This window comes from Pseudomonas laurylsulfatiphila (assembly GCF_002934665.1).
Lineage (GTDB): Bacteria > Pseudomonadota > Gammaproteobacteria > Pseudomonadales > Pseudomonadaceae > Aquipseudomonas > Aquipseudomonas laurylsulfatiphila.
Window position 1 is genome coordinate 110,412 of record NZ_NIRS01000007.1, and the last position, 20,684, is coordinate 131,095.

Annotated in this window: 18 protein-coding genes and 3 tRNA genes; 17 read left to right on the forward strand and 4 right to left on the reverse strand. The window is 58.8% G+C overall.

Annotated features, from left to right (window positions below; translation table 11 throughout):
- The first annotated feature begins 4 nt into the window (after positions 1–4).
- The 11 genes from secG (at position 5) to CD175_RS25400 (ending at position 9,757) form a co-directional block, all read left to right on the forward strand.
- Positions 5–388 carry a preprotein translocase subunit SecG gene (secG, locus tag CD175_RS25350; RefSeq protein WP_104450890.1) on the forward strand — a complete coding sequence of 128 codons (384 nt, stop codon included), beginning with the start codon at positions 5–7 and terminating at the stop codon, positions 386–388.
- Between the two features lie 22 nt (positions 389–410).
- Positions 411–496: transfer RNA gene (locus CD175_RS25355), tRNA-Leu, on the forward strand.
- 97 nt (positions 497–593) lie between these two features.
- A tRNA-Met gene (locus CD175_RS25360) sits at positions 594–670 on the forward strand.
- A gap of 138 nt (positions 671–808) precedes the next feature.
- Positions 809–1,267 (forward strand): ribosome maturation factor RimP, encoded by a 459-nt coding sequence (gene rimP / locus CD175_RS25365; RefSeq protein ID WP_007973115.1) that lies wholly within the window; start codon positions 809–811, stop codon positions 1,265–1,267.
- 59 nt (positions 1,268–1,326) lie between these two features.
- On the forward strand, positions 1,327–2,808 hold the full coding sequence (gene nusA / locus CD175_RS25370; RefSeq protein WP_007973112.1) for a transcription termination factor NusA: 1,482 nt from the start codon (positions 1,327–1,329) through the stop codon (positions 2,806–2,808).
- Positions 2,809–2,835: 27 nt separating this feature from the next.
- A complete protein-coding gene (infB, locus tag CD175_RS25375) occupies positions 2,836–5,361 on the forward strand; it encodes a translation initiation factor IF-2 (RefSeq protein WP_007973110.1) in 2,526 nt (841 codons plus the stop codon).
- A 159-nt stretch (positions 5,362–5,520) separates the two neighbouring features.
- Entirely contained in the window at positions 5,521–5,922 is a 402-nt protein-coding gene (gene rbfA / locus CD175_RS25380) for a 30S ribosome-binding factor RbfA (protein WP_007973108.1), read from the forward strand.
- A 3-nt stretch (positions 5,923–5,925) separates the two neighbouring features.
- Entirely contained in the window at positions 5,926–6,843 is a 918-nt protein-coding gene (gene truB / locus CD175_RS25385) for a tRNA pseudouridine(55) synthase TruB (protein WP_015093440.1), read from the forward strand.
- Between the two features lie 117 nt (positions 6,844–6,960).
- Positions 6,961–7,230, forward strand: coding sequence for a 30S ribosomal protein S15 (gene rpsO / locus CD175_RS25390; protein WP_015093441.1), 270 nt, complete (start codon positions 6,961–6,963; stop codon positions 7,228–7,230).
- Positions 7,231–7,436: 206 nt separating this feature from the next.
- On the forward strand, positions 7,437–9,542 hold the full coding sequence (pnp, locus tag CD175_RS25395; RefSeq protein WP_104450891.1) for a polyribonucleotide nucleotidyltransferase: 2,106 nt from the start codon (positions 7,437–7,439) through the stop codon (positions 9,540–9,542).
- A 139-nt stretch (positions 9,543–9,681) separates the two neighbouring features.
- Positions 9,682–9,757: transfer RNA gene (locus CD175_RS25400), tRNA-Thr, on the forward strand.
- Positions 9,758–9,769: 12 nt separating this feature from the next.
- Here CD175_RS25400 and CD175_RS25405 read toward each other — a convergent pair.
- Positions 9,770–10,192 (reverse strand): hypothetical protein, encoded by a 423-nt coding sequence (locus tag CD175_RS25405; protein ID WP_104450892.1) that lies wholly within the window; start codon positions 10,190–10,192, stop codon positions 9,770–9,772.
- Positions 10,193–10,494: 302 nt separating this feature from the next.
- On the opposite strand from CD175_RS25405, the gene CD175_RS25410 reads away from it, so the two are divergent.
- Positions 10,495–10,800 carry a DUF6388 family protein gene (locus CD175_RS25410; protein ID WP_104450893.1) on the forward strand — a complete coding sequence of 102 codons (306 nt, stop codon included), beginning with the start codon at positions 10,495–10,497 and terminating at the stop codon, positions 10,798–10,800.
- Positions 10,801–10,907: 107 nt separating this feature from the next.
- Here the strand turns inward: CD175_RS25410 and nadC are convergent, their stop codons facing one another.
- Complete coding sequence (nadC, locus tag CD175_RS25415) at positions 10,908–11,756, reverse strand: carboxylating nicotinate-nucleotide diphosphorylase (protein WP_104450894.1); 849 nt, start codon at positions 11,754–11,756, stop codon at positions 10,908–10,910.
- A gap of 264 nt (positions 11,757–12,020) precedes the next feature.
- Between nadC and CD175_RS25420 the strand changes: the two genes are divergently transcribed.
- From CD175_RS25420 to CD175_RS25440, 5 genes are all read left to right on the forward strand, one after another.
- Complete coding sequence (locus CD175_RS25420; protein WP_104450895.1) at positions 12,021–14,207, forward strand: DUF1631 domain-containing protein; 2,187 nt, start codon at positions 12,021–12,023, stop codon at positions 14,205–14,207.
- A gap of 62 nt (positions 14,208–14,269) precedes the next feature.
- Positions 14,270–14,830 (forward strand): 1,6-anhydro-N-acetylmuramyl-L-alanine amidase AmpD, encoded by a 561-nt coding sequence (gene ampD / locus CD175_RS25425; RefSeq protein WP_095965940.1) that lies wholly within the window; start codon positions 14,270–14,272, stop codon positions 14,828–14,830.
- Positions 14,827–15,663, forward strand: a complete 837-nt coding sequence (gene ampE, locus CD175_RS25430) for a regulatory signaling modulator protein AmpE (protein ID WP_104450896.1) — start codon at positions 14,827–14,829, stop codon at positions 15,661–15,663. The genes ampD and ampE overlap by 4 nt, the downstream gene beginning before the upstream one ends.
- 1,638 nt (positions 15,664–17,301) lie before the next feature.
- Positions 17,302–18,006 (forward strand): methyl-accepting chemotaxis protein, encoded by a 705-nt coding sequence (locus tag CD175_RS32170; RefSeq protein WP_371919027.1) that lies wholly within the window; start codon positions 17,302–17,304, stop codon positions 18,004–18,006.
- A gap of 225 nt (positions 18,007–18,231) precedes the next feature.
- On the forward strand, positions 18,232–18,621 hold the full coding sequence (locus CD175_RS25440; protein WP_104450898.1) for a hypothetical protein: 390 nt from the start codon (positions 18,232–18,234) through the stop codon (positions 18,619–18,621).
- On the opposite strand, the gene CD175_RS25445 is transcribed toward CD175_RS25440, so the two are convergent.
- Positions 18,622–19,398 carry a TatD family hydrolase gene (locus CD175_RS25445; RefSeq protein WP_104450899.1) on the reverse strand — a complete coding sequence of 259 codons (777 nt, stop codon included), beginning with the start codon at positions 19,396–19,398 and terminating at the stop codon, positions 18,622–18,624. It abuts the gene before it with no gap.
- Positions 19,399–19,401: 3 nt separating this feature from the next.
- Positions 19,402–20,397, reverse strand: a complete 996-nt coding sequence (gene cra / locus CD175_RS25450) for a catabolite repressor/activator (RefSeq protein ID WP_104450900.1) — start codon at positions 20,395–20,397, stop codon at positions 19,402–19,404.
- Between the last annotated feature and the right edge of the window lie 287 nt (positions 20,398–20,684).

Consider the following 20,684-nt stretch of genomic DNA (forward strand, 5'->3'; position numbering starts at 1 on the left):
AAAAATGCTGGAAACAGTCGTAGTCGTTTTTCATCTGCTGGGTGCATTGGGCGTAGTAGCTCTGGTTTTGCTGCAGCAGGGTAAAGGTGCGGACGCTGGCGCGTCTTTCGGAGCAGGTGCTTCAAATACTGTGTTCGGAAGCCAAGGTTCCTCTACCTTTCTTAGTAAGTTTACTGCTATACTTGCCGCAGGTTTCTTCATAACCAGCTTGGGGTTAGGTTACTTTGCTAAAGAGAAGGCTCACCAGCTGACTCAAGTAGGTCTCCCAAATCCAGCGGTACTGGAAGTTCCAAAGCAACAACCGGCTTCTGATGATGTCCCGGTGCTTCAAGAGCAAAAGTCGGCTACTCCAGCGACTGACGTACCTCCAGCTCAAAAGCAGAAGTAAGAAGGGTTTCAAACGTAGTATTGCCGAGGTGGTGGAATTGGTAGACACGCAACCTTGAGGTGGTTGTGCCCATAGGGTGTAGGGGTTCGAGTCCCCTTCTCGGTACCAATTAGTCAGGAGAGCCCGCTGTTGCGGGCTTTCTTGCAGGTGGAAGGTTACATTGACCCTGTAGGGGATCGGTCGTATACTTCCGCCCCAGCTTTGTCGCGGGGTGGAGCAGTCTGGTAGCTCGTCGGGCTCATAACCCGAAGGTCGTCGGTTCAAATCCGGCCCCCGCAACCAGTTTAAGGAGCCCCTTTTAAGGGGCTTTTTGTTAGCTGGACACTTTCTACGCCGCTGTTCGACGGCGTTTCAAGGATGGGCGTTTCGCCCATTTTTTTATTTTGCATAGCATGCACATACATGCACTAGGGGGTTCAGGTGTCGAGCAAGCTAGAAGAGTTGCAGGCCTTGCTGGCCCCGGTGGTCGTGGCCCTAGGCTATGAATGCTGGGGTATCGAGTTTTCGGCTCAGGGTCGTCACTCGATGTTGCGCGTTTATATCGATAAAGAAGGCGGCGTGCTGGTGGACGATTGTGCCATCGTCAGCCGTCAGATCAGCGGTGTGTTGGACGTTGAAGATCCAATTTCCGTTGAATACACCCTTGAAGTTTCCTCGCCTGGCATGGAACGCCCTCTGTTCACTCTTGAGCAGTTTGCAAAATTTGCCGGTGAACAAGTGAAGATCAAGCTGCGCTCGCCTTTTGAAGGACGACGCAACTTTCAGGGCCTTCTGCGCGGCGTAGAAGAACAGGATGTCGTGGTGCAGGTAGAAGACCATGAGTTCCTGTTGCCGATCGATATGATCGACAAGGCCAACATTATTCCCAGTTTTGACTGAGGCGTGCCAGATACTGCGGATCCCGCGGATCCAATGGCTTGCGAAAGGCGAGGCGTACGATGAGCAAAGAAGTACTGCTGGTTGTTGAGTCGGTATCCAACGAAAAGGGTGTACCGGCAAACGTGATTTTTGAAGCGCTGGAGCTGGCCCTGGCCACTGCGACCAAAAAGCGTTTCGAAGACGAAGTTGATCTGCGTGTGGAAATCAACCGCCACACGGGTGCCTACGAGACTTTCCGTCGCTGGACGGTCGTCGAAGAGGCAGACCTGGACGATCCGGCCATCGAAACCTGGCCGAGCAAGGTTGCTGAAACGCATCCTGGCGCCAAGGTCGGTGACGTTGTCGAAGAGAAAATCGAGTCCATCGAATTCGGCCGCATTGCTGCACAGACTGCCAAGCAAGTCATCGTGCAGAAAGTTCGCGAAGCCGAGCGCGCTCAGGTTGTTGACGCTTATCGCGAGCGCCTGGGTGAAATCATCTCCGGCACCGTGAAAAAAGTCACCCGCGACAACGTGATCGTTGATCTGGGCAACAACGCTGAAGCGTTGCTGGCCCGTGAAGACATCATTTCTCGCGAAACTTTCCGGGTTGGCGTGCGTCTGCGTGCGCTGCTCAAGGAAATCCGCACCGAGAACCGCGGCCCGCAGCTGATCCTGTCGCGTACCGCGCCGGAAATGCTGATCGAGTTGTTCCGCATCGAAGTGCCGGAAATTGCCGAAGGCCTGATCGAAGTGATGGCTGCGTCCCGTGATCCGGGATCCCGCGCCAAGATCGCCGTCCGCTCCAAGGACAAACGCATCGACCCGCAAGGCGCTTGCATCGGTATGCGCGGTTCGCGCGTCCAGGCAGTGTCGGGTGAGTTGGGTGGTGAGCGTGTTGACATCGTTCTGTGGGACGACAACCCGGCTCAGTTCGTGATCAACGCCATGTCCCCGGCCGAGGTTGCGGCAATTATCGTTGACGAAGATGCCCACGCAATGGACATCGCCGTTGGCGCAGACAATCTGGCTCAGGCCATTGGTCGCGGTGGTCAGAACGTGCGTCTGGCCAGCCAGTTGACTGGCTGGACCCTGAACGTGATGACCGAATCGGACATCCAGGCTAAGCAGCAAGCAGAAACCGGCGACATCCTGCGCAACTTCATCGACGAGCTGGAAGTCGACGAAGAACTGGCTCAGGTGCTGGTAGATGAAGGCTTCACCAGCCTGGAAGAGATTGCCTACGTACCGCTGGAAGAAATGCTCAACATCGACGGCTTTGACGAGGAAATCGTCAACGAGCTTCGCGCTCGTGCCAAGGATCGCTTGTTGACCAAAGCCATCGCTACTGAGGAAAAGCTGGCAGACGCCCATCCGGCCGAAGACCTGCTCTCGCTTGAGGGTATGGACAAGGATTTGGCGATGGAACTGGCGGTGCGCGGCGTAGTTACCCGCGAAGACCTGGCCGAGCAGTCTATTGACGACCTGCTCGACATCGACGGCATTGACGATGATCGTGCCGGCAAGTTGATCATGGCCGCCCGAGCCCACTGGTTCGAGTAATTAGGCGCGGCCTGAGGAGAGAAGTGCATGACGCAAGTCACGGTGAAACAACTGGCCGATGAGGTCAAAACACCGGTAGAGCGCCTGTTGCAGCAGATGCGTGAGGCAGGTCTGCCGCACACCGCCGCCGAAGAAAGTGTGACTGACAGTGAGAAGCAATCGTTGCTGACTCACTTGAAAAGCAGCCACAAGGCGAAAGTGGAAGAACCACGCAAGATTACGCTGCAGCGTAAAACCACCAGCACCCTGCGGGTTGCTGGCAGCAAAAGCATCAGCGTTGAAGTACGCAAGAAGAAAGTCTTCGTACAGCGCAGCCCGGAAGAAATCGAAGCCGAGCGCAAGCGTGAACTGGATGAACGTCGCGCAGTAGAAAATGCTGCACGTCAGAAGGCTGAAGAAGAAGCCAAGCGTCGCGCCGAAGAAGAAGCGCGTCGCCAGCCTGCTGCTGCGCCGACCGCTCCAGCCGAACCTGTTGCAGCGCCTGCTGTGGTAGCCGAGCCAGTGCGTGAAAGCGCACCGGTAGTGGCAGCCGCTCCGGCACCTGCGGCAGACACTCGCAAGCGTGACGAGCAACGCCGTCCGGACAAGCCACGTGCCGACGACAACAATCGTCGCGGTGGCGGCGATGGCGAGCGCAAAAACGCTCCGCATCGTGCTTCGGTCAAGGAAAAGGCGCCAGCGCCACGCGTTGCCCCACGTACCACCGACGAAGAAAGCGATGGCTTCCGTCGTGGTGGTCGCGGCAAGGCCAAGCTGAAGAAGCGCAACGCCCACGGTTTCCAGAGCCCAACCGGCCCTGTCGTGCGCGAAGTGAAGATCGGCGAGACCATCACTGTGGGCGATCTGGCCCAGCAGATGTCGGTCAAGGCTGCTGAAATCATCAAGTTCATGTTCAAACTGGGTACTCCAGCGACCATCAACCAGGTACTGGATCAGGAAACTGCCCAGCTGGTTGCCGAAGAGCTGGGCCACAAAGTGACCCTGGTCAGCGACACCGCCCTGGAAGATTCCCTGGCCGAGTCCCTGAAGTTTGAAGGCGAAGCAGTTTCCCGTGCCCCCGTCGTGACCGTAATGGGCCACGTTGACCACGGTAAGACTTCCCTGCTCGACTACATCCGTCGTGCCAAGGTTGCTGCTGGCGAAGCCGGTGGTATCACCCAGCACATCGGTGCGTACCACGTTGAGACCGACCGTGGCATGGTGACGTTCCTCGACACCCCTGGTCACGCCGCGTTTACCGCGATGCGTGCCCGTGGTGCCAAGGCGACCGACATCGTGATCCTGGTGGTTGCAGCGGACGACGGCGTAATGCCGCAAACCATCGAAGCTGTTCAGCACGCCCAGGCTGCTGGCGTTCCGCTGGTTGTCGCGGTGAACAAGATCGACAAGCCAGGTGCTGACCTCGATCGCATCCGTAGCGAACTGTCGGTACACGGCGTGACCTCGGAAGAGTGGGGTGGCGACACTCCATTCGTACCGGTTTCGGCGAAGATGGGTACCGGTGTAGACGAACTGCTCGAAGCCGTTCTGCTGCAAGCCGAAGTCCTGGAACTGACTGCAACCCCATCGGCTCCTGGCCGTGGTGTCGTGGTTGAATCCCGCCTGGACAAGGGCCGTGGCCCGGTGGCTACCGTGCTGGTTCAAGACGGTACCCTGCGTCAGGGCGACATGGTCCTGGTCGGTTCGAACTATGGCCGCGTGCGTGCCATGCTCGACGAGAACGGTAAGCCAATCAAGGAAGCCGGTCCGGCCATCCCTGTCGAGATCCTCGGCCTGGACGGTACCCCGGACGCTGGCGACGAGATGAGCGTGGTTGCCGACGAGAAGAAAGCCCGTGAAGTGGCTCTGTTCCGTCAAGGCAAGTTCCGCGAAGTCAAACTGGCTCGCGCTCACGCCGGCAAGCTGGAAAACATCTTCGAAAGCATGGGTCAGGAAGAGAAGAAGACGCTCAACATCGTCCTCAAATCCGACGTCCGTGGTTCGCTGGAAGCGTTGAACGGCGCCTTGAACGGCCTGGGTAACGACGAAGTGCAAGTGCGTGTGGTCGGTGGCGGCGTCGGTGGTATCACCGAATCCGATGCCAACCTGGCACTGGCCTCCAACGCTGTACTGTTCGGCTTCAACGTGCGTGCCGATGCCGGCGCGCGCAAGATCGTCGAGCAGGAAGGTCTGGATATGCGTTACTACAACGTGATCTACGACATCATCGAAGACGTCAAGAAAGCCCTGACCGGTATGCTCGGCAGCGATGTTCGCGAGAACATCCTGGGCATCGCCGAAGTGCGTGACGTGTTCCGTTCGCCGAAGTTTGGCGCGATCGCCGGTTGCATGGTTATCGAAGGTGTTGTGCACCGTAACCGTCCAATCCGTGTACTGCGTGAAGACATCGTTATCTTCGAAGGCGAGCTGGAATCCCTGCGCCGCTTCAAGGATGACGCTTCCGAAGTACGTGCCGGCATGGAGTGCGGTATCGGCGTGAAGAGCTACAACGACGTCAAGGTCGGTGACAAGATCGAAGTCTTCGAGAAGGTGCAGGTTGCTCGCAGCCTCTAATTCGCGCACTTCAGGAGCCGTGACGGGTAGCCGCATGCAAATGCGCAATTCGTCACCAGGACTCTAAACGCAACGCCCGGTCTGGCTTTTGTCAGGCCGGGCGTTTGCCGCTTTCAGACCTTGCGGGTTTCACCGTGGGGCAGTTACAGGTAACAAGACATGGCAAAAGAATACAGCCGTACCCAACGTATCGGCGATCAGATGCAGCGTGAGCTGGCACAACTGATCCGTCGTGAAGTCAAAGACCCGCGCGTCGGCCTGGTCACCATCACCGCAGTGGAAGTCAGCCGTGACGTCGGTCACGCCAAGATCTTCATCACCGTGATGGGGCAGGACAGCGCCGAAGAAATCGCACAAAGCATCAAGGTGCTGAACTCCGCCGCCGGTTTCCTGCGCATGCAGCTGGCGCGCGAGATGAAGCTGCGCAGCGTTCCACAGCTGCACTTCCACTACGACGAAAGCGTCGTGCGTGGTGCGCATCTGTCGGCATTGATCGAGCGCGCAGTGGCTGAAGACAATCAGCATCCGGTTGCGGCAGAAGCCGAAGACACCAAGGAGTAATCGGTGGCTCAGGTCAAACGTATCCGTCGCAACGTCAGCGGCATTATCCTTCTCGACAAGCCGCTGGGGTTCACCTCCAACGCGGCCTTGCAGAAGGTTCGCTGGTTGCTGAACGCCGAAAAGGCAGGTCATACCGGCAGTCTCGATCCCTTGGCCTCCGGCGTGTTGCCGCTGTGCTTCGGCGAGGCCACCAAGTTCTCGCAATACCTGCTCGATTCCGACAAGGGTTACGAAACCCTGGCGCAACTGGGCAAGACCACCACCACGGCGGATGCCGAAGGTGAAGTTTTGCAGGAACGCCCGGTGACCGTTGGTCGCACCGATATCGAGGCTGTACTGCCGAAATTTCGTGGGCAAATCAGTCAGATACCGCCGATGTACTCGGCGCTCAAGCGTGATGGCCAGCCGCTGTACAAGCTGGCTCGTGCAGGCGAAGTAGTGGAGCGCGAACCGCGTTCTGTTACTATTACGCGCTTGGAATTGCTGGCCTTCGAAGGTGATACTGCGCGGCTGGCGGTGGATTGCAGCAAAGGCACCTATATCCGTACCCTGGTGGAGGATATCGGTGAGCAACTCGGTTGTGGCGCTTACGTTGCAGAACTGCGACGTACCCAGGCCGGGCCATTCACCCTGGCGCAGACTGTTACTCTCGAAGAGCTGGAAGCGGTACATGCCGAAGGCGGCAACGAAGCGGTCGATCGCTTCCTGATGCCATCGGACAGCGGCCTGCTGGATTGGCCACTGTTGCAGTTCTCCGAAGCAAGCGCGTTCTACTGGCTCAACGGCCAGCCGGTACGTGCCCCGGATGCTCCGAAGTTCGGCATGGTGCGGGTACAGGATCACAATGGTCGCTTCATCGGTATCGGTGAAGTGAGCGAAGACGGGCGCATCGCGCCACGTCGACTGATTCGGTCAGAATGACCGAACGAGGGTGGCTGTTAACAGGCACGGTCACTACTCATTTTTAGATACAGGGATTTGTCCCTGGCCTGTTGAAACTGTTTTTCTGAAACAGTTTCCTGATAAAAGGATTGCCTCATGGCTCTCGACGTTCAAGAAAAAGCTCAAATCGTTGCTGACTACCAGCAAGCTGTTGGTGACACTGGTTCGCCAGAAGTGCAAGTTGCACTGCTGACCGCCAACATCAACAAGCTGCAAGGTCACTTCAAGGCCAACGGTAAAGACCACCACTCCCGTCGTGGTCTGATCCGCATGGTTAACCAGCGTCGTAAGCTGCTGGACTACCTGAAAGGCAAGGATCTGGGTCGCTATCAGACTCTGATCGGTCGCCTGGGTCTGCGTCGCTAATAAGCGATTGCGCTAGAGGTTGGTTGTCTGTCGTGCACCAGCGGGTTTCCCGCCGGCGCATGGCAGGCTCCCAGCCTCAAGTTTTATCTGGATACCTGCTTTGCCTGAGTAACACCTGGACAAACCGGTCGGGCCGATTCCCGACATTGCCCAAGAATTTCGCAAGAAACCAGTTCCCCCAAGAGCCACAAAGAAGGTAGGACACCGTGAACCCGGTAATCAAAAAATTCCAGTTCGGTCAGTCGACCGTTACCCTCGAGACTGGCCGTATCGCCCGTCAGGCCTCCGGCGCAGTATTGGTCACCGTTGACGACGACGTCAGCGTATTGGTGACCGTAGTCGGTGCCAAGCAAGCCGATCCAGGCAAGGGCTTCTTCCCTCTGTCTGTTCACTACCAGGAAAAGACTTACGCTGCGGGTAAGATCCCTGGCGGTTTCTTCAAGCGCGAAGGCCGTCCTTCCGAGAAAGAAACCCTGACTTCCCGACTGATCGACCGTCCGATCCGTCCGCTGTTCCCTGAAGGCTTCATGAACGAAGTGCAGGTTGTCTGCACCGTCGTTTCCACCAGCAAGAAGACCGATCCGGACATCGCTGCGATGATCGGTACCTCGGCTGCCCTGGCCATCTCCGGTATCCCTTTCGATGGCCCGATCGGCGCTGCCCGCGTTGCTTTCCACGAAAGCACCGGCTACCTGCTGAACCCGACTTACGAGCAGCAAGCTGCTTCGAGCCTGGACATGGTCGTTGCCGGTACTTCGGACGCCGTGCTGATGGTTGAATCGGAAGCCAAAGAGCTGACCGAAGACCAGATGCTGGGCGCGGTACTGTTTGCTCACGACGAGTTCCAGGTTGTGATCAACGCGGTCAAAGAACTGGCTGCCGAAGCTGCCAAGCCAACCTGGACCTGGGCTCCTGCGCCAGAAGCCACCGAACTGCTGGGCGCTATCCGTGCCGAGTTCGGCGAAGCGATCTCCCAGGCCTACACCATCACCGTCAAGGCCGACCGTTACGCTCGCCTGGGCGAGCTGAAGGACCAAGTCGTTGCCAAGCTGTCCGGTGAAGAAGGCCAGCCTTCTTCCAGCGAAGTCAAAGCAGCTTTCGGTGAAATTGAATACCGCACCGTTCGCGAAAACATCGTAAACGGCAAGCCGCGTATCGACGGTCGCGACACCCGCACCGTACGTCCGCTGAACATCGAAGTCGGTGTTCTGCCAAAGACCCACGGTTCGGCCCTGTTCACCCGTGGCGAAACCCAGGCCCTGGTCGTTGCAACTCTGGGTACTGCCCGTGATGCACAGCTGCTCGATACCCTGGAAGGCGAGAAAAAAGACCCGTTCATGCTGCACTACAACTTCCCTCCGTTCTCGGTGGGCGAGTGTGGTCGCATGGGTGGCGCTGGTCGTCGTGAAATCGGTCACGGCCGTCTGGCCCGTCGTTCGGTTTCGGCCATGCTGCCTGCCGCTGACGTTTTCCCGTACACCATCCGTGTAGTGTCGGAAATCACCGAATCCAACGGTTCCAGCTCGATGGCTTCCGTTTGCGGTGCTTCCCTGGCCCTGATGGACGCTGGCGTTCCAATGAAGGCTCCGGTTGCCGGTATCGCCATGGGTCTGGTTAAAGAAGGCGAGAAGTTCGCCGTCCTGACCGACATCCTGGGTGACGAAGACCACCTGGGCGACATGGACTTCAAGGTAGCCGGTACCGCCAAAGGCGTCACCGCGCTGCAGATGGACATCAAGATCAAGGGCATCACCGAAGAAATCATGGAGATCGCTCTGGGCCAAGCCCTGGAAGCGCGCCTGAACATCCTCGGCCAGATGAACCAGATCATTGGCCAGTCGCGTACCGAACTGTCGGCCAACGCTCCGACCATGATCGCGATGAAGATCGACACCGACAAGATCCGTGACGTTATCGGTAAAGGTGGCGCGACCATCCGTGCGATCTGCGAAGAAACCAAGGCTTCGATCGACATCGAAGACGACGGTTCGATCAAGATCTTCGGCGAAACCAAGGAAGCTGCTGAAGCCGCACGTCAGCGCGTTCTGGGTATCACCGCTGAGGCCGAGATCGGCAAGATCTACGTCGGCAAGGTAGAGCGCATCGTCGACTTCGGCGCATTCGTCAACATCCTGCCAGGCAAGGACGGTCTGGTTCACATCTCGATGCTGAGCGACGCTCGCGTAGAGAAAGTGACCGACATCCTGAAAGAAGGCCAGGAAGTGGAAGTGCTGGTACTGGACGTGGACAACCGCGGCCGTATCAAGCTGTCCATCAAAGACGTGGCAGCTGCCAAGGCTTCGGGCGTTTAATCGCGCCTCACGCCTGACCGCTTCAACGTTGTAAAAAATGCCCCGCCGTGAAAACGGCGGGGCATTTTTTTGTCTGCGAAACATCGAGACATTGCGCGAAGTTGCCGGACCTCGATAGCAATGCTAGGTTTAGCGCACCGCCCGTGTAGCTCAGCCGGTAGAGCAGCGCACTCGTAACGCGAAGGTCGCAGGTTCGATTCCTGTCTCGGGCACCATCTCCCCTCTGGTTATTTCACCTTTCTGCTCAAGTCCTCGACGGTCCGCTTGAGGTTGTCGAGTTCGCGGTCCTGCTCGGCCACCTTGCGCTTGAGCTCGTCGATTTCCCTGCCGCTGGAGCTTGAGCTGGAACCGTTGCTGCGCTTGAGATCCTCAATCGTGCGTTGTTGTTCGCTGACGGTTTTCTCCAGGTCTTCGACATTCCCTGAGGTGTCCTTCAGCGACTTTTGCATGCTTTGCAGGTCATCGGCACTTATCCCGGTTTTGACCAGGGTGTACTTGTCGTACTCGTAGTGGAGAGCCGGGATCTTGTCGCCAAACGAGGGGGGATCGCTGCTCACTTCGATAGCGGCCAGCACCGGAAACGGCAGTGCCAGGCTGGCGAACAATGCGGTTGTAAGCACAACAGACGAAGATCTGGAAATGCTGCGCATCACTGAGGTTCCTTGTGAAGTGCCGATATGGCACATCGCTATGACTTGGGATTTGAATTTATGTTCCCGCCGCCATCAGCACATCCTGTGCACAACTTTTTGTGGGGAGATGTAAAGAGACGTGCAAATCGTCCGACAAACATCCTATATTCGGAAGCTGCATGAGCTTCGCCCAGCAGTTTTCAGATGATCCCGAATGGTTCTGAAGGCCAGACAGACCTGACTACAAGCGGTTCTTCTGCGTCAGAGAGATCCTTGATGATCCAGATCCATCTTCCATTCCCCAGATCAGCGAGAACAACATGACCGTAAAAGAATTGAGCCAAGAAGAAAGACACGAAGAAGCCCTCAAGAAGTACGTGCTGGACGCGCCCGAATTGATGGACGAGATCAAGGACTTGAGTCCGGACGATCAGAAAGACCAGATTCAATGGGCCTTCGAGGATGAAGCCGAAGCCCAGGGCTTGCAGCCGTGGGAGTTGACGCTCAAGTACACCTCGACCCCGGAGGAGTACGAGGCCGCCCGCCTGCAGTTGCACAAAGAGGCGGCCGAAGTTTTGGGCGTCGAGTGGGAAGAATACTGCGAGATGAACAATCTGGTGGTTTGAGCCGCCTGCCTGCCAGGCCGCTTTTGTAGGAGCCCGGCTTGCCGGCGATGGCGATCTCAAGGACGCTATCGCCGACAAGCCGGGCTCCTGCACGATTGCTTTGCTTCTCAGATACTCAAGCGCATCGACAGATCGATCGCCTTCACATCCTTGGTCATTGCACCGATCGAAATGTAATCCACCCCGGTCCGGGCAATCGGCAGCAGCGTGCTCTCGTTGATCCCGCCGCTGGCTTCCAGCTTGGCCTTGCCGGCGTTCAAGCGCACGGCTTCGCGCATGTCGTCCAGGCTCAGTTCGTCGAGCATGATGATGTCGGCACCGGCCGCCAGCGCTTCTTTCAGTTCATCCAGGCTTTCCACTTCAATCTCGACCGGTTTTCCCGGGGCGATCTTGTGCGCGGCAGCGATGGCCTGCGCGATGCCGCCGCTGGCGGCGATGTGGTTTTCCTTGATCAGGAAGGCGTCATACAGGCCGATGCGGTGGTTGTGGCAGCCGCCGCAGGTAACGGCGTACTTTTGCGCCAGACGCAGCCCCGGCAGCGTCTTGCGGGTGTCGAGCAACTTGACCTGAGTCTCGGCCACGAAGTCCGCCAGGTATTGCGCGCGGGTCGCCACGCCGGAGAGCAGTTGCAGGAAATTCAGGGCGCTTCGTTCACCGGTCAACAGTGAGCGCGCCGGGCCTTCGAGGTGGAACAGCACCTGATTGGGCGTCACCCGTTCACCGTCGGCAACCTGCCAGTGCACTGCCACTCGTGGGTCCAGTTGCCGAAACACGTTATCCACCCAGGCGGTGCCGCTGATGACGGCCGCATCGCGGGTGATGATGGTGGCTTTGGCCAGGCGTTCGGCCGGGATCAACTGCGCGGTAATGTCGCCGCTGCCGATGTCTTCAAGCAACGCACGGCGCACGTTGGCTTCGATTTCGGCGGTCAGATCGGCGAGACGTAGATTCGGCATAACGGACTCCACAAACAAAGTGGCTCGATTATAGGGCCATGGCACGGACCAACCCAAGGCATCAGAGCGTTACGTTGGCAATGGCGCCTGCATTTGGTCGAATCCCTGAGGGGGGCGGTGCGGGCCAGCGCTACCGAGCAAACGCCTGTTTGAGATGAAGTGCAGAGTCTTCTGGTGCAAAGGTGAGCTTTTACAAGATAATTTGCCTTGTATTTGACGTCATCGCTTTGACGAGTCAAAGCATCACCGTTCCAGGGAGGCCGAATGCACAACGACGGGAATGTAGTGCCTTTGCACAAGGCAACTACCGACCAGGTGGCTCACTCGCCACTCCCCCGACTGCCGGCAATTCTTCTCCAGGTTCGCGACAAGGCCGCGCAACAGCTGCGACACGGATTGCAGGCGTTGTTCGATAACGCCGACGACACCCTCTTCGAAATGGCTGACCGAGCCCGCTGTGACGTCGAGCAGAACATCTTCTTTCAAACAATGCGCGATTTGCGTCTCAAGCATCAAAGCATCGAGCGGGTGTTTCTCGAGCAGTTTTTCGATGCGTTCATCCGGCTTGCCCAATACGACCCCGCCATTGCGGCCATGCCCCAGGCCTTGGCGGCCGATGCATCCTTCGCGCAAACCGATGACGAGCGGGAGCGAACAGCCGCGGTGGAAGCGATGGTCAGCCGGGTGCTGGACCGCGACGGGGTGGCCCTGGATCAACTGACGGCCCGACTCTGTGCCTTGTCGGGCAAGGCGTTGGGCGATCTGCACAACCCCCTGAGCCCGGCGATGCTCTGCGAATACTTCTTGCAGGCTGCACGCCAGCAGGGGCTGGAGATCAAGGTCAAGCTGATTATCCTCGGGTTGTTCGAGCGTTATGTCCTCAGCGAGACCGATCAGCTTTACGCCGAAGCCAATCAACTGCTGCTCGCTACCGGTGTGTTGCCCGACCTTAAACCGGCCCCGGTGCGCCGTACCATGGATCGGCCCGACAGCACCCCCGTCGAATCGATCGATGAGGGCGCCACCCCGGTCTGCTTGCCCATCGATGACAATGTCCAGGCGGTTTTCGCCGCGTTGCAGGCCCTGCTGTTCAACGTTCGCGGCAGCCTGTCGCCAACGCTGGAAGTCAGTGCCACTGCGCTGCCGATTTCCACGCGCGATCTGTTGCGCCTGCTGTCGCATTTGCAGCAATACGTGCCGGCCCCGGCAGTCGTGGACGATTTTGACCTGCGCAACCAGCTCGAACAGTTACTGACCCGGGTCAGCGTCAAAAGTGGCAGGTCGCGGGTTTTCGGGGAGGCCGATGAAGATGTGATCAACCTGGTCGCCATGCTGTTTGAATGCATGCTCGATGATCGCAATCTGCCGGATCCGCTCAAGGCGCTGATCGGCCGATTGCAGATTCCCCTGGTCAAGGTGGCGGTGCTCGACAAGAGTTTCTTCAGTCGCAGCAGTCATCCGGCACGACGCCTGCTCAACGAAATCGCCAGCGCGGCAATGGGTTGGGACGCCTGTGACGATCATCAGCGTGACAACCTGTACGTGCGCATCGATCAGGTCGTACAACGTTTGTTGAATGACTTTGTCGATGACCCCGCGATATTTTCCGAACTGCTGGCCGACTTTCTCGCGTTTACCCAGGACGAGCGCCGTCGTAGCGAGTTGCTCGAGCAACGCATTCGTGATGCCGAGGAAGGACGAGCCAAGACCGGGCTGGCCCGCCAGCGTGTCGAGCAGGTGTTGAATCAGGCGTTGTTTGGCAAGTTCCTGCCGCAAGGCGTGCTGGGGTTTGTCCAGGAGGCCTGGAGCAAGGTACTGCTGCTGACGTACCTCAAGCATGGCGATCAGTCGGCTGAGTGGCATGCCGATGTGCGTACCCTGGAGCAATTGGTCTGGAGCGTTCAGCGCCACCACGAGTCCGATGTGACCAGGATGTTGGCCCTGGTACCGGATTTGCTCAAGTCGTTGCGCGACGGGCTGAACTCGTCGGCGTTCGATCCGTTTGCCGCCAGCGAGTTTTTCAGCGAGCTGGAAAACCTGCACGTTCAGGCAGCGGGGGACTCGCCCGCCAGTGCGTCGCTGATGATCGAGGTGCTGACGCCTGTCGTCCTGAACATGGCCGAGGAAAGTCAGGTGCACAGTGAGCCGATACGTTTGCTGGCGGACGATGCGGGTTTGCGTCAGGTCGATAAAATGCTTCCGGGCTGTTGGGTCGAGTTTCAGGAAGACCCGGAAAACAGCCTTCGCTGGAAACTGGTGGCCATCATTGCAACCACGGGCAAATACATCTTCGTCAACCGCACCGGCATGAAAGTGCTCGAGCGCAGTCGCCCTGACCTGGCCCTGGAGCTGCGCAATGGGGTGGCGCGAGTGCTTGACGACACCTTGCTGTTCGAGCGAGCTCTCGAGCGGGTGATCGGCAACCTCAAGCGTCTCAAGCACGGCAAGTGATCGCGCCTTGGGGGAATATCGCGGCATACTGTGCCAATACAGTCGACGTTGAAGGAATCGGTATGCAGTTGGACCCCGCGAGCGGTTGGATTCAGGGTGTGCATGTCTGCCCCTCACCCAACTTCAATGCGCGCCCCACAGACGAGATTTCCCTGCTGGTGATCCATAACATCAGCCTGCCACCGGCGCAGTTCGCCACGGGCAAGGTGCAGGAATTTTTCCAGAATCGCCTGGATGTCACTGAACATCCCTATTTTGAAGGGATTGCGGATTTGCGGGTGTCCGCGCACTTTCTGATCGAGCGTGACGGAACGGTCACCCAGTTTGTTTCATGCCTTGAGCGTGCGTGGCATGCAGGGGTCTCGAGCTTCGAGGGGCGGGAAACCTGTAACGATTTTTCCGTGGGCATCGAGCTCGAAGGCACGGATGATCTGCCGTTCACCGACGCGCAATACGGCGCGTTGACGGCCCTGACCCGTCAATTGCAACGGACGTTCACGGCGATCACAACAGAGCGTATCTGCGGGCACAGCGACATTGCACCCGGGCGTAAAACCGATCCGGGGCCGGCGTTCGACTGGGCACGTTATCGCGCCGCTCTGGCACAAGAGGATGGGCAATGAGTTTTCTGGTGTTGCTGTTGGCGGTGTGGATCGAAAAGTTCTCGGCCCTGCGCCATCGGGTTCAGCGTGACAGTGGCTGGATACAGGAGCTGAACAAGCTTGAGGCCAGCCCGCGGCTTTCGGGCCGGCCATGGCTGGTGTTGTCTGTCGTGGTCTTGTTGCCGGTGGCGTTGCTGGGTTTGCTGCTGGTCGTCATCGAGCCGGTGGCCTACGGGTTGCTCGCGTTGCCGATCCATTTGCTGGTCGTGATCTACAGCCTGGGGCGCGGTGATCTGCTGGGCGATCTCGGGCCGTTCCGTGATGCCTGGCGTCGGGAGGATCTGCAAGCAGCGGCCCTTGTCGCCAAGCGCGATCTGGATATCTGTGCAGACAGTGGCGAGCAGTTGCTGGAGCAGGTCGAAGGGCATTTGCTGTGGGAGGCCTACCAGAGCTTTTTCGCGGTGATTTTCTGGTACTTCCTGTTGGGGCCGGTCGCGGCGCTGAGTTATCGGCTGCTGGCGCTGGCCGAAGAACACGGGAAAAACCCGGCGCTGGTCGAGCGCGCCGGGCAACTGCGTCACGCCTTCGACTGGTTGCCGGTGCGTCTGCTGGCAGCGAGCCTGGCGTTGGTCGGTAATTTTGTCGCGGTCAGTCGGGTGATGCTGCATGAGCTGCTGAACTGGAACATCAGCGCCGCGCAATTGATCGTGAAAGTCGGGTTGGTGGCCGGTGAAATTCCGGCACCGGTGGCCGGTGCAGAAGGTATCAACAACCTGGACCGCATCTGGGACCTGCTGCTGCGTGCCGCAGTGCTCTGGTATGCCGGGTTTGCGTTGTGGACGGTGCTGCCTTAGGCCTGCACTGAGCCATTGTGGCGAGGGGGCTTGCCCCCGTTGGGTGGCGAAGCCGCCCTAGGCGATTTGACAGTTGAACCGGGGATCTACGACCTACGACTGCTGCGCAGCCGAACGGGGCGGTGCGGCGACCCGACAAGCTCCCTCGCCACAGGGCGATTACTTGCCTGGAGTGCTTTGCCCTGTCGTTAACTTTAAGTTACAAAACATCCAGCCGATATAAGTTATACAGAGATAGCGCCGAATAGTGGCTATCTGCTGTCTGTCTGCGCCTGCCAATAAAAAAAATAAGAAATTGAAGGGAGACATCCAGTGAAGAGCTTGCTCTATCCCGCTGTCGCACTGATGAATCGCCTGAGCTTCGGCATGAAGTTCAGCCTGATCAGCGTACTGTTCCTGGTGCCGATGCTGGTGACCAACTTCTATCTGGTGCGTGACTCCTACCGCGAATTCCAGGGCACGCGCATCGAACTGCAAAGTCTCGACCTGTTGGGCAGCAGCCTGACGTTACGTCGCGATCTGGAAACCCTGAACAACCTGGTGCAAATCAATGTCAGCCTCGGCCAATCCGGCAAGGCCGGCAATGTCGAATCGAAGATCAGCATCCTTGAACAGAATATTCTGACTCGCCTGCAAGGGCTGACGGCGATGACCAGCGACCCGGAGCAGGTCGCGGTGTTTGATGGCAAGCGCGACGAGATGATCGCCGCGTTCAAGGCCCAGCAAACGGAAAACTCCCTGCAAAGCAAAAGTGCCTTGATTGGCAAACTGGTGGGCAGCGCGCAGATTTTCAGTCAGCTCATCACCAGCCAGTCCGGCCTCAGTCGCGACAACCAGAGCGACATGCGCCAGTTGAGTGAACTCGTCACCCTCGTCACCCCACGTGTCACCCAGATTCTGGGCGAAGGTCGGGCCATGGGGTCTTACTCATTGGGGCAGGGTTTCATCAACTCGGCGTCGAGTACCCGTTTCGATGAATTGCTGGCGCAGATTGAAAAGCTCCAGGCCGAATATGGCCTGAAGTTGCAGGACGCCTTGGGTTCCAGCAAAGCCGCCCGCGATACCCTGGCCGCTCAGGCCGATAGCAGCCGGGCATCCTTGAAGAAAGCCAGCGAGCTGTTCGAAGAGCAAGTGGTCATGGCCGATACCCTCGATGCGCCGTGGCAGGGCTTTTACGATCAGGTCAGCGCCCTGATGGACCAGACTTACCAACTCAACGAAGCAACCCTCAAGTATCTGGGGCCGCAGTTGCAGCAACGCCTGGACCAGAACCGCACGCACATGGTCTTGCAGGCCGTGGCGTTATCAGTCGTATTCGTGTTGATCTTTTATCTCTACGGCGCTTTCTATGCCTCGACCCGCACCACGCTCAAGCGCCTGGGAGCGGTGATGGACAAGGTGGCGGCCGGCGACATGACCGTGACCTTCAGCGCCCATAGCCGGGACGAGCTGGGCGAGTTGGGCGAGGTGTTCAACGGCACCGTGAAGAAAATCCATGACCTGATCGAGCGGGTGGGCCAGACCGTCAGTGAAGTCGAGCGCCAGGCTGGTCAGGTGCAAAGCGTTTCCGCGCAAAGCAACCAGGCCGTCGCCGGGCAGCGCACACAGATCGAACAAGTGGCCACGGCGATGAACCAGATGTCGGCCACTTCCCAGGAGGTCGCGCGCAGTGCTGCGGCGGCGGTGAGCAGCGCCCACAGCGTCAACGACGAAACCATCAGCGGTCGCGGCCTGGTGGAGTCGCAGCAAGGCAGCATCGCCGCACTGGCCAGCGAAATCGATCAGTCGGTGCTGGTGATCAATCAACTGGCCAGCGACAGCCAGTCCATCAGCCGCGTTCTGGAAGTGATCAAGAGTATCGCCGAGCAGACCAACCTGTTGGCGCTCAATGCCGCTATCGAGGCTGCACGGGCCGGTGAGCAGGGGCGCGGTTTCGCCGTGGTAGCCGATGAAGTCCGGACCCTGGCCAAGCGTACCCAGCAATCGACCGAAGAAATCGAGCAGATGATCGCCAAGCTCCATGGTGGAGTCGGCGCGGCGGTCAAGGCCATGGGCACCAGCCATGAAATGGCCAATGGCACGGTGGGGCAGTCGGAAAAGGTCCAGCGGGCGCTGGAAAACATCCTGGGCGCGGTCGGCATGATCGTCGACCAGAACCAGCAGATTGCCGCCGCCGTGGAGCAACAAACCGCCGTGGCCCACGACATCGACCAGAACATCGTCGAGATCAATCGCGCCGGTGAGCGTACCGCTGAAGGTGCGCATCAGACCGAAGACGCCAGCCGGGCGTTGTCGGCTCAGGTGGTGGAGTTGAAACAGTTGATCAGTGCATTCCGGGTCTGACAGTTTCCTCGGGACCCTGTGGGAGCGGGCTTGCCCGCGAAGACGGCGGCAGGACGATCGCTTTCGCGGGCAAGCCCGCTCCCACGATTTTGGTGTATTGTCAGAATGTTTCGTAATACTTTTTCCCTTTCGCGGAGAGAATCTTCCTGATTCTCTCTGTGCGCTGGCTATTGGTTTTCAATCAAGGAAGAGTTACGCGGCTTACCCCCATGGAGGAGCTTGGTCATGTCTGCTGCAACAACAGGAGTCCAGGGGCGCTGTGCGCATTGTCAGCGCACGTTGCTGCTTCAACCCTGGCAACTCAACGCCATTGCGATCAATGAAGCGTTTGCCTGTGCCCACTGCCGGAAACACGTTCAGTTACGTTGTCCGGAACAGATCAAGCGCTTCAAGTCTCTCGACTCTTTTTCGCTGTTGCGCGCCAGCCTGCGGGTGATGGTCTGCACGGCTTTGCTGGTGGCGTTGGTGATGGAGTGGGTGGGAATGCTCAGCGTCATCGAACAGCTGAATGCTTCGCTGATCGTCTTGTTCGTGTACTTCGCGGTGGTTCGTTACTTCCGCCGGCGTCAGCACCTGACGCTGATTCTGGAAGCTGCCAGGGCTCACGCTGACTGATTACCAGCCGAACACTTCGCAGCTGTTGGCGGTGCTGGCAGCCGCCAGTCGTGCCGGGCTGATTGCCATCCATGGCGCCAGTGCCGCGCAGATGGCCGGCAAGTGTGCCGGGCTGTTGCGCTGGCCGGGGAACATGGCGGGCGGCATGTCCGGCGAGTCGGTTTCCAGCACCACCGAATCCAGTGGCAGTTCGGCGAGCACGCGGTGCATGCGCAGCGCCTGTGGCCAGGTCGGGGCGCCGCCAAGGCCGAGCTTGAAACCGAGCTTGATGTATTCCCGCGCCTCCTCCTTGCTACCGGCGAAGGCGTGGATGATCCCGGCACGTTTCAGGCGAAACCGTTTGAGCGTGGCAATCACCGCCGCATGGCTACGCCGCACATGGATCAATGCCGGAAGATTGAAGTCCGCCGCCAGTTGCAATTGCGCCTCGAACAACGCCTGTTGGCGGTCGCGGTCGAGGGATTCGATGAAGTAGTCCAGGCCGATCTCGCCCACGGCACACAGTTGCCGATGGCCAGCCAGACGGGTCAGCCAGTCACCGAGTTCGCTCAGGTGTTGCGGGCGATGATCGTCCAGATACACCGGATGCAGCCCGAACGCGGCGTGCAGGTCGGGGTCACTCTGCACCAGCTCCCAGACCCGCTGCCAATTGGCCTGGTAAACCCCCAGCACCACGATCCGCCGCACCCCGAGGGCGCGGCTTTCGGCCAGCAACGCCTGGCGGTCGGCGTCGAAGTCCGGAAAATCCAGATGGGTGTGGGTATCGATCAGCTCCACGGTTCAGTCCTGGCGAATACGCTGCTTGAACGTGCGCGCAATGGCTTGTACGCCGGGCCGGTAATCCGACTGCTCGATGGCCGCCAGAGCGAGCGCGAGGGCTTTGTCGGCGATCAACTGGTGTTGCTGGGCCATGGCATTGACCGGCAGCGGCAGGAAGTCCAGCAGCTGGGTGTCGCCGAACGTACCGAGGCGCAGCGGGCGGTTTTTCAACGGGAAGTCGTGCAGCGCATCGAACACGCCCTGAAGCAGTACGTAGGAGGTGGTCACCAGCGCGTCGGGCAAATGGCCCAGGCGCAGCAGCAACTCTTCCATCAATTGTTTGCCGCACTCGCGGCTGAAGGATTCGCCTTCTTCGATCAGTACTTCGCCGTTGAACCCGGTGAGGGCCTCTTTGAAGCCCGCGGTACGTTCCCGGCTGATGCTCAGCTCCGGGCGGGCACCGATCAGGGCGATCTGTTTGGGCAGCGGCTCCAGCAGGCTGCGGGTCAGTTGCAGGCTGGCCTCGCGGTCGTCGCTGATCACAGAGCAGAAGCGCTCGGGGTCCATGACCCGGTCGATGGCGATGATCGGTATGCCCTTGGCCTGCAACTGGCGATAGCTGTCGTCGCCGGCCGGCAGGCAACTGGCGACAATCAGCGCGTCACAACGTCGGGCGCGGAACAGTTGCAGCAATTGCCTTTCGCTGTCCGGGGCATCGTCGGAACTGGCGATCAGCAACTGATAACCGCGGGCGCGGGCGCCTTGTTCCAGCAATTTGGCGATTCGTGCGTAACTGGGGTTTTCCAGATCCGGCAGAATGAACCCCAAGGTGCGCGTGTGTCGGCTGCGCAAGCCGGCGGCCTGTGGATTAGGCGTGAAGCCATGTTGTTCGACGACCGCGCGCACGCGTTCGACGGTGGCGCTGCTGATGCGCTGTTGTTCGGCCTTGCCATTGATGACATAGCTGGCGGTGGTGACGGACACACCGGCCAACTGGGCAATATCACTGAGTTTCAACCCGCTGTTTCCTTGTTTTTTCGAGATTGCCTCGACATTTTCGTCAATCCTAACCGATTAAGGCAGGCGACCATTGTCGCAACGCATCCGACAAGTTGAGCTTCAAGGATGGGACATTATCGAGTAACGTGCCATTCATTCTAGATTAAACGTTTCAGCAAGCGTATTTTCTACGTTAAAGGCGCCTTTGGCCGGTTCTGCCGTGAAACCGCCAAAAGTGACGACCAAGCGCCTGAGCTGACTCATTCAAAACAATACCTGGCACCCCAAGGCGCCAAAAAGGAGAA

Bases quoted from the DNA above. Each gene is read 5' to 3' on its own strand.
- secG (WP_104450890.1), top strand. From the start codon at position 5: ATGCTGGAAACAGTCGTAGTCGTTTTTCATCTGCTGGGTGCATTGGGC.
- nusA (WP_007973112.1), top strand. From the start codon at position 1,327: ATGAGCAAAGAAGTACTGCTGGTTGTTGAGTCGGTATCCAACGAAAAG.
- infB (WP_007973110.1), top strand. From the start codon at position 2,836: ATGACGCAAGTCACGGTGAAACAACTGGCCGATGAGGTCAAAACACCG.
- rbfA (WP_007973108.1), top strand. From the start codon at position 5,521: ATGGCAAAAGAATACAGCCGTACCCAACGTATCGGCGATCAGATGCAG.
- rpsO (WP_015093441.1), top strand. From the start codon at position 6,961: ATGGCTCTCGACGTTCAAGAAAAAGCTCAAATCGTTGCTGACTACCAG.
- CD175_RS25405 (WP_104450892.1), bottom strand. From the start codon at position 10,192: ATGCGCAGCATTTCCAGATCTTCGTCTGTTGTGCTTACAACCGCATTG.
- CD175_RS25410 (WP_104450893.1), top strand. From the start codon at position 10,495: ATGACCGTAAAAGAATTGAGCCAAGAAGAAAGACACGAAGAAGCCCTC.
- nadC (WP_104450894.1), bottom strand. From the start codon at position 11,756: ATGCCGAATCTACGTCTCGCCGATCTGACCGCCGAAATCGAAGCCAAC.
- CD175_RS25420 (WP_104450895.1), top strand. From the start codon at position 12,021: ATGCACAACGACGGGAATGTAGTGCCTTTGCACAAGGCAACTACCGAC.
- ampD (WP_095965940.1), top strand. From the start codon at position 14,270: ATGCAGTTGGACCCCGCGAGCGGTTGGATTCAGGGTGTGCATGTCTGC.
- ampE (WP_104450896.1), top strand. From the start codon at position 14,827: ATGAGTTTTCTGGTGTTGCTGTTGGCGGTGTGGATCGAAAAGTTCTCG.
- CD175_RS32170 (WP_371919027.1), top strand. From the start codon at position 17,302: ATGTCGGCCACTTCCCAGGAGGTCGCGCGCAGTGCTGCGGCGGCGGTG.
- CD175_RS25440 (WP_104450898.1), top strand. From the start codon at position 18,232: ATGTCTGCTGCAACAACAGGAGTCCAGGGGCGCTGTGCGCATTGTCAG.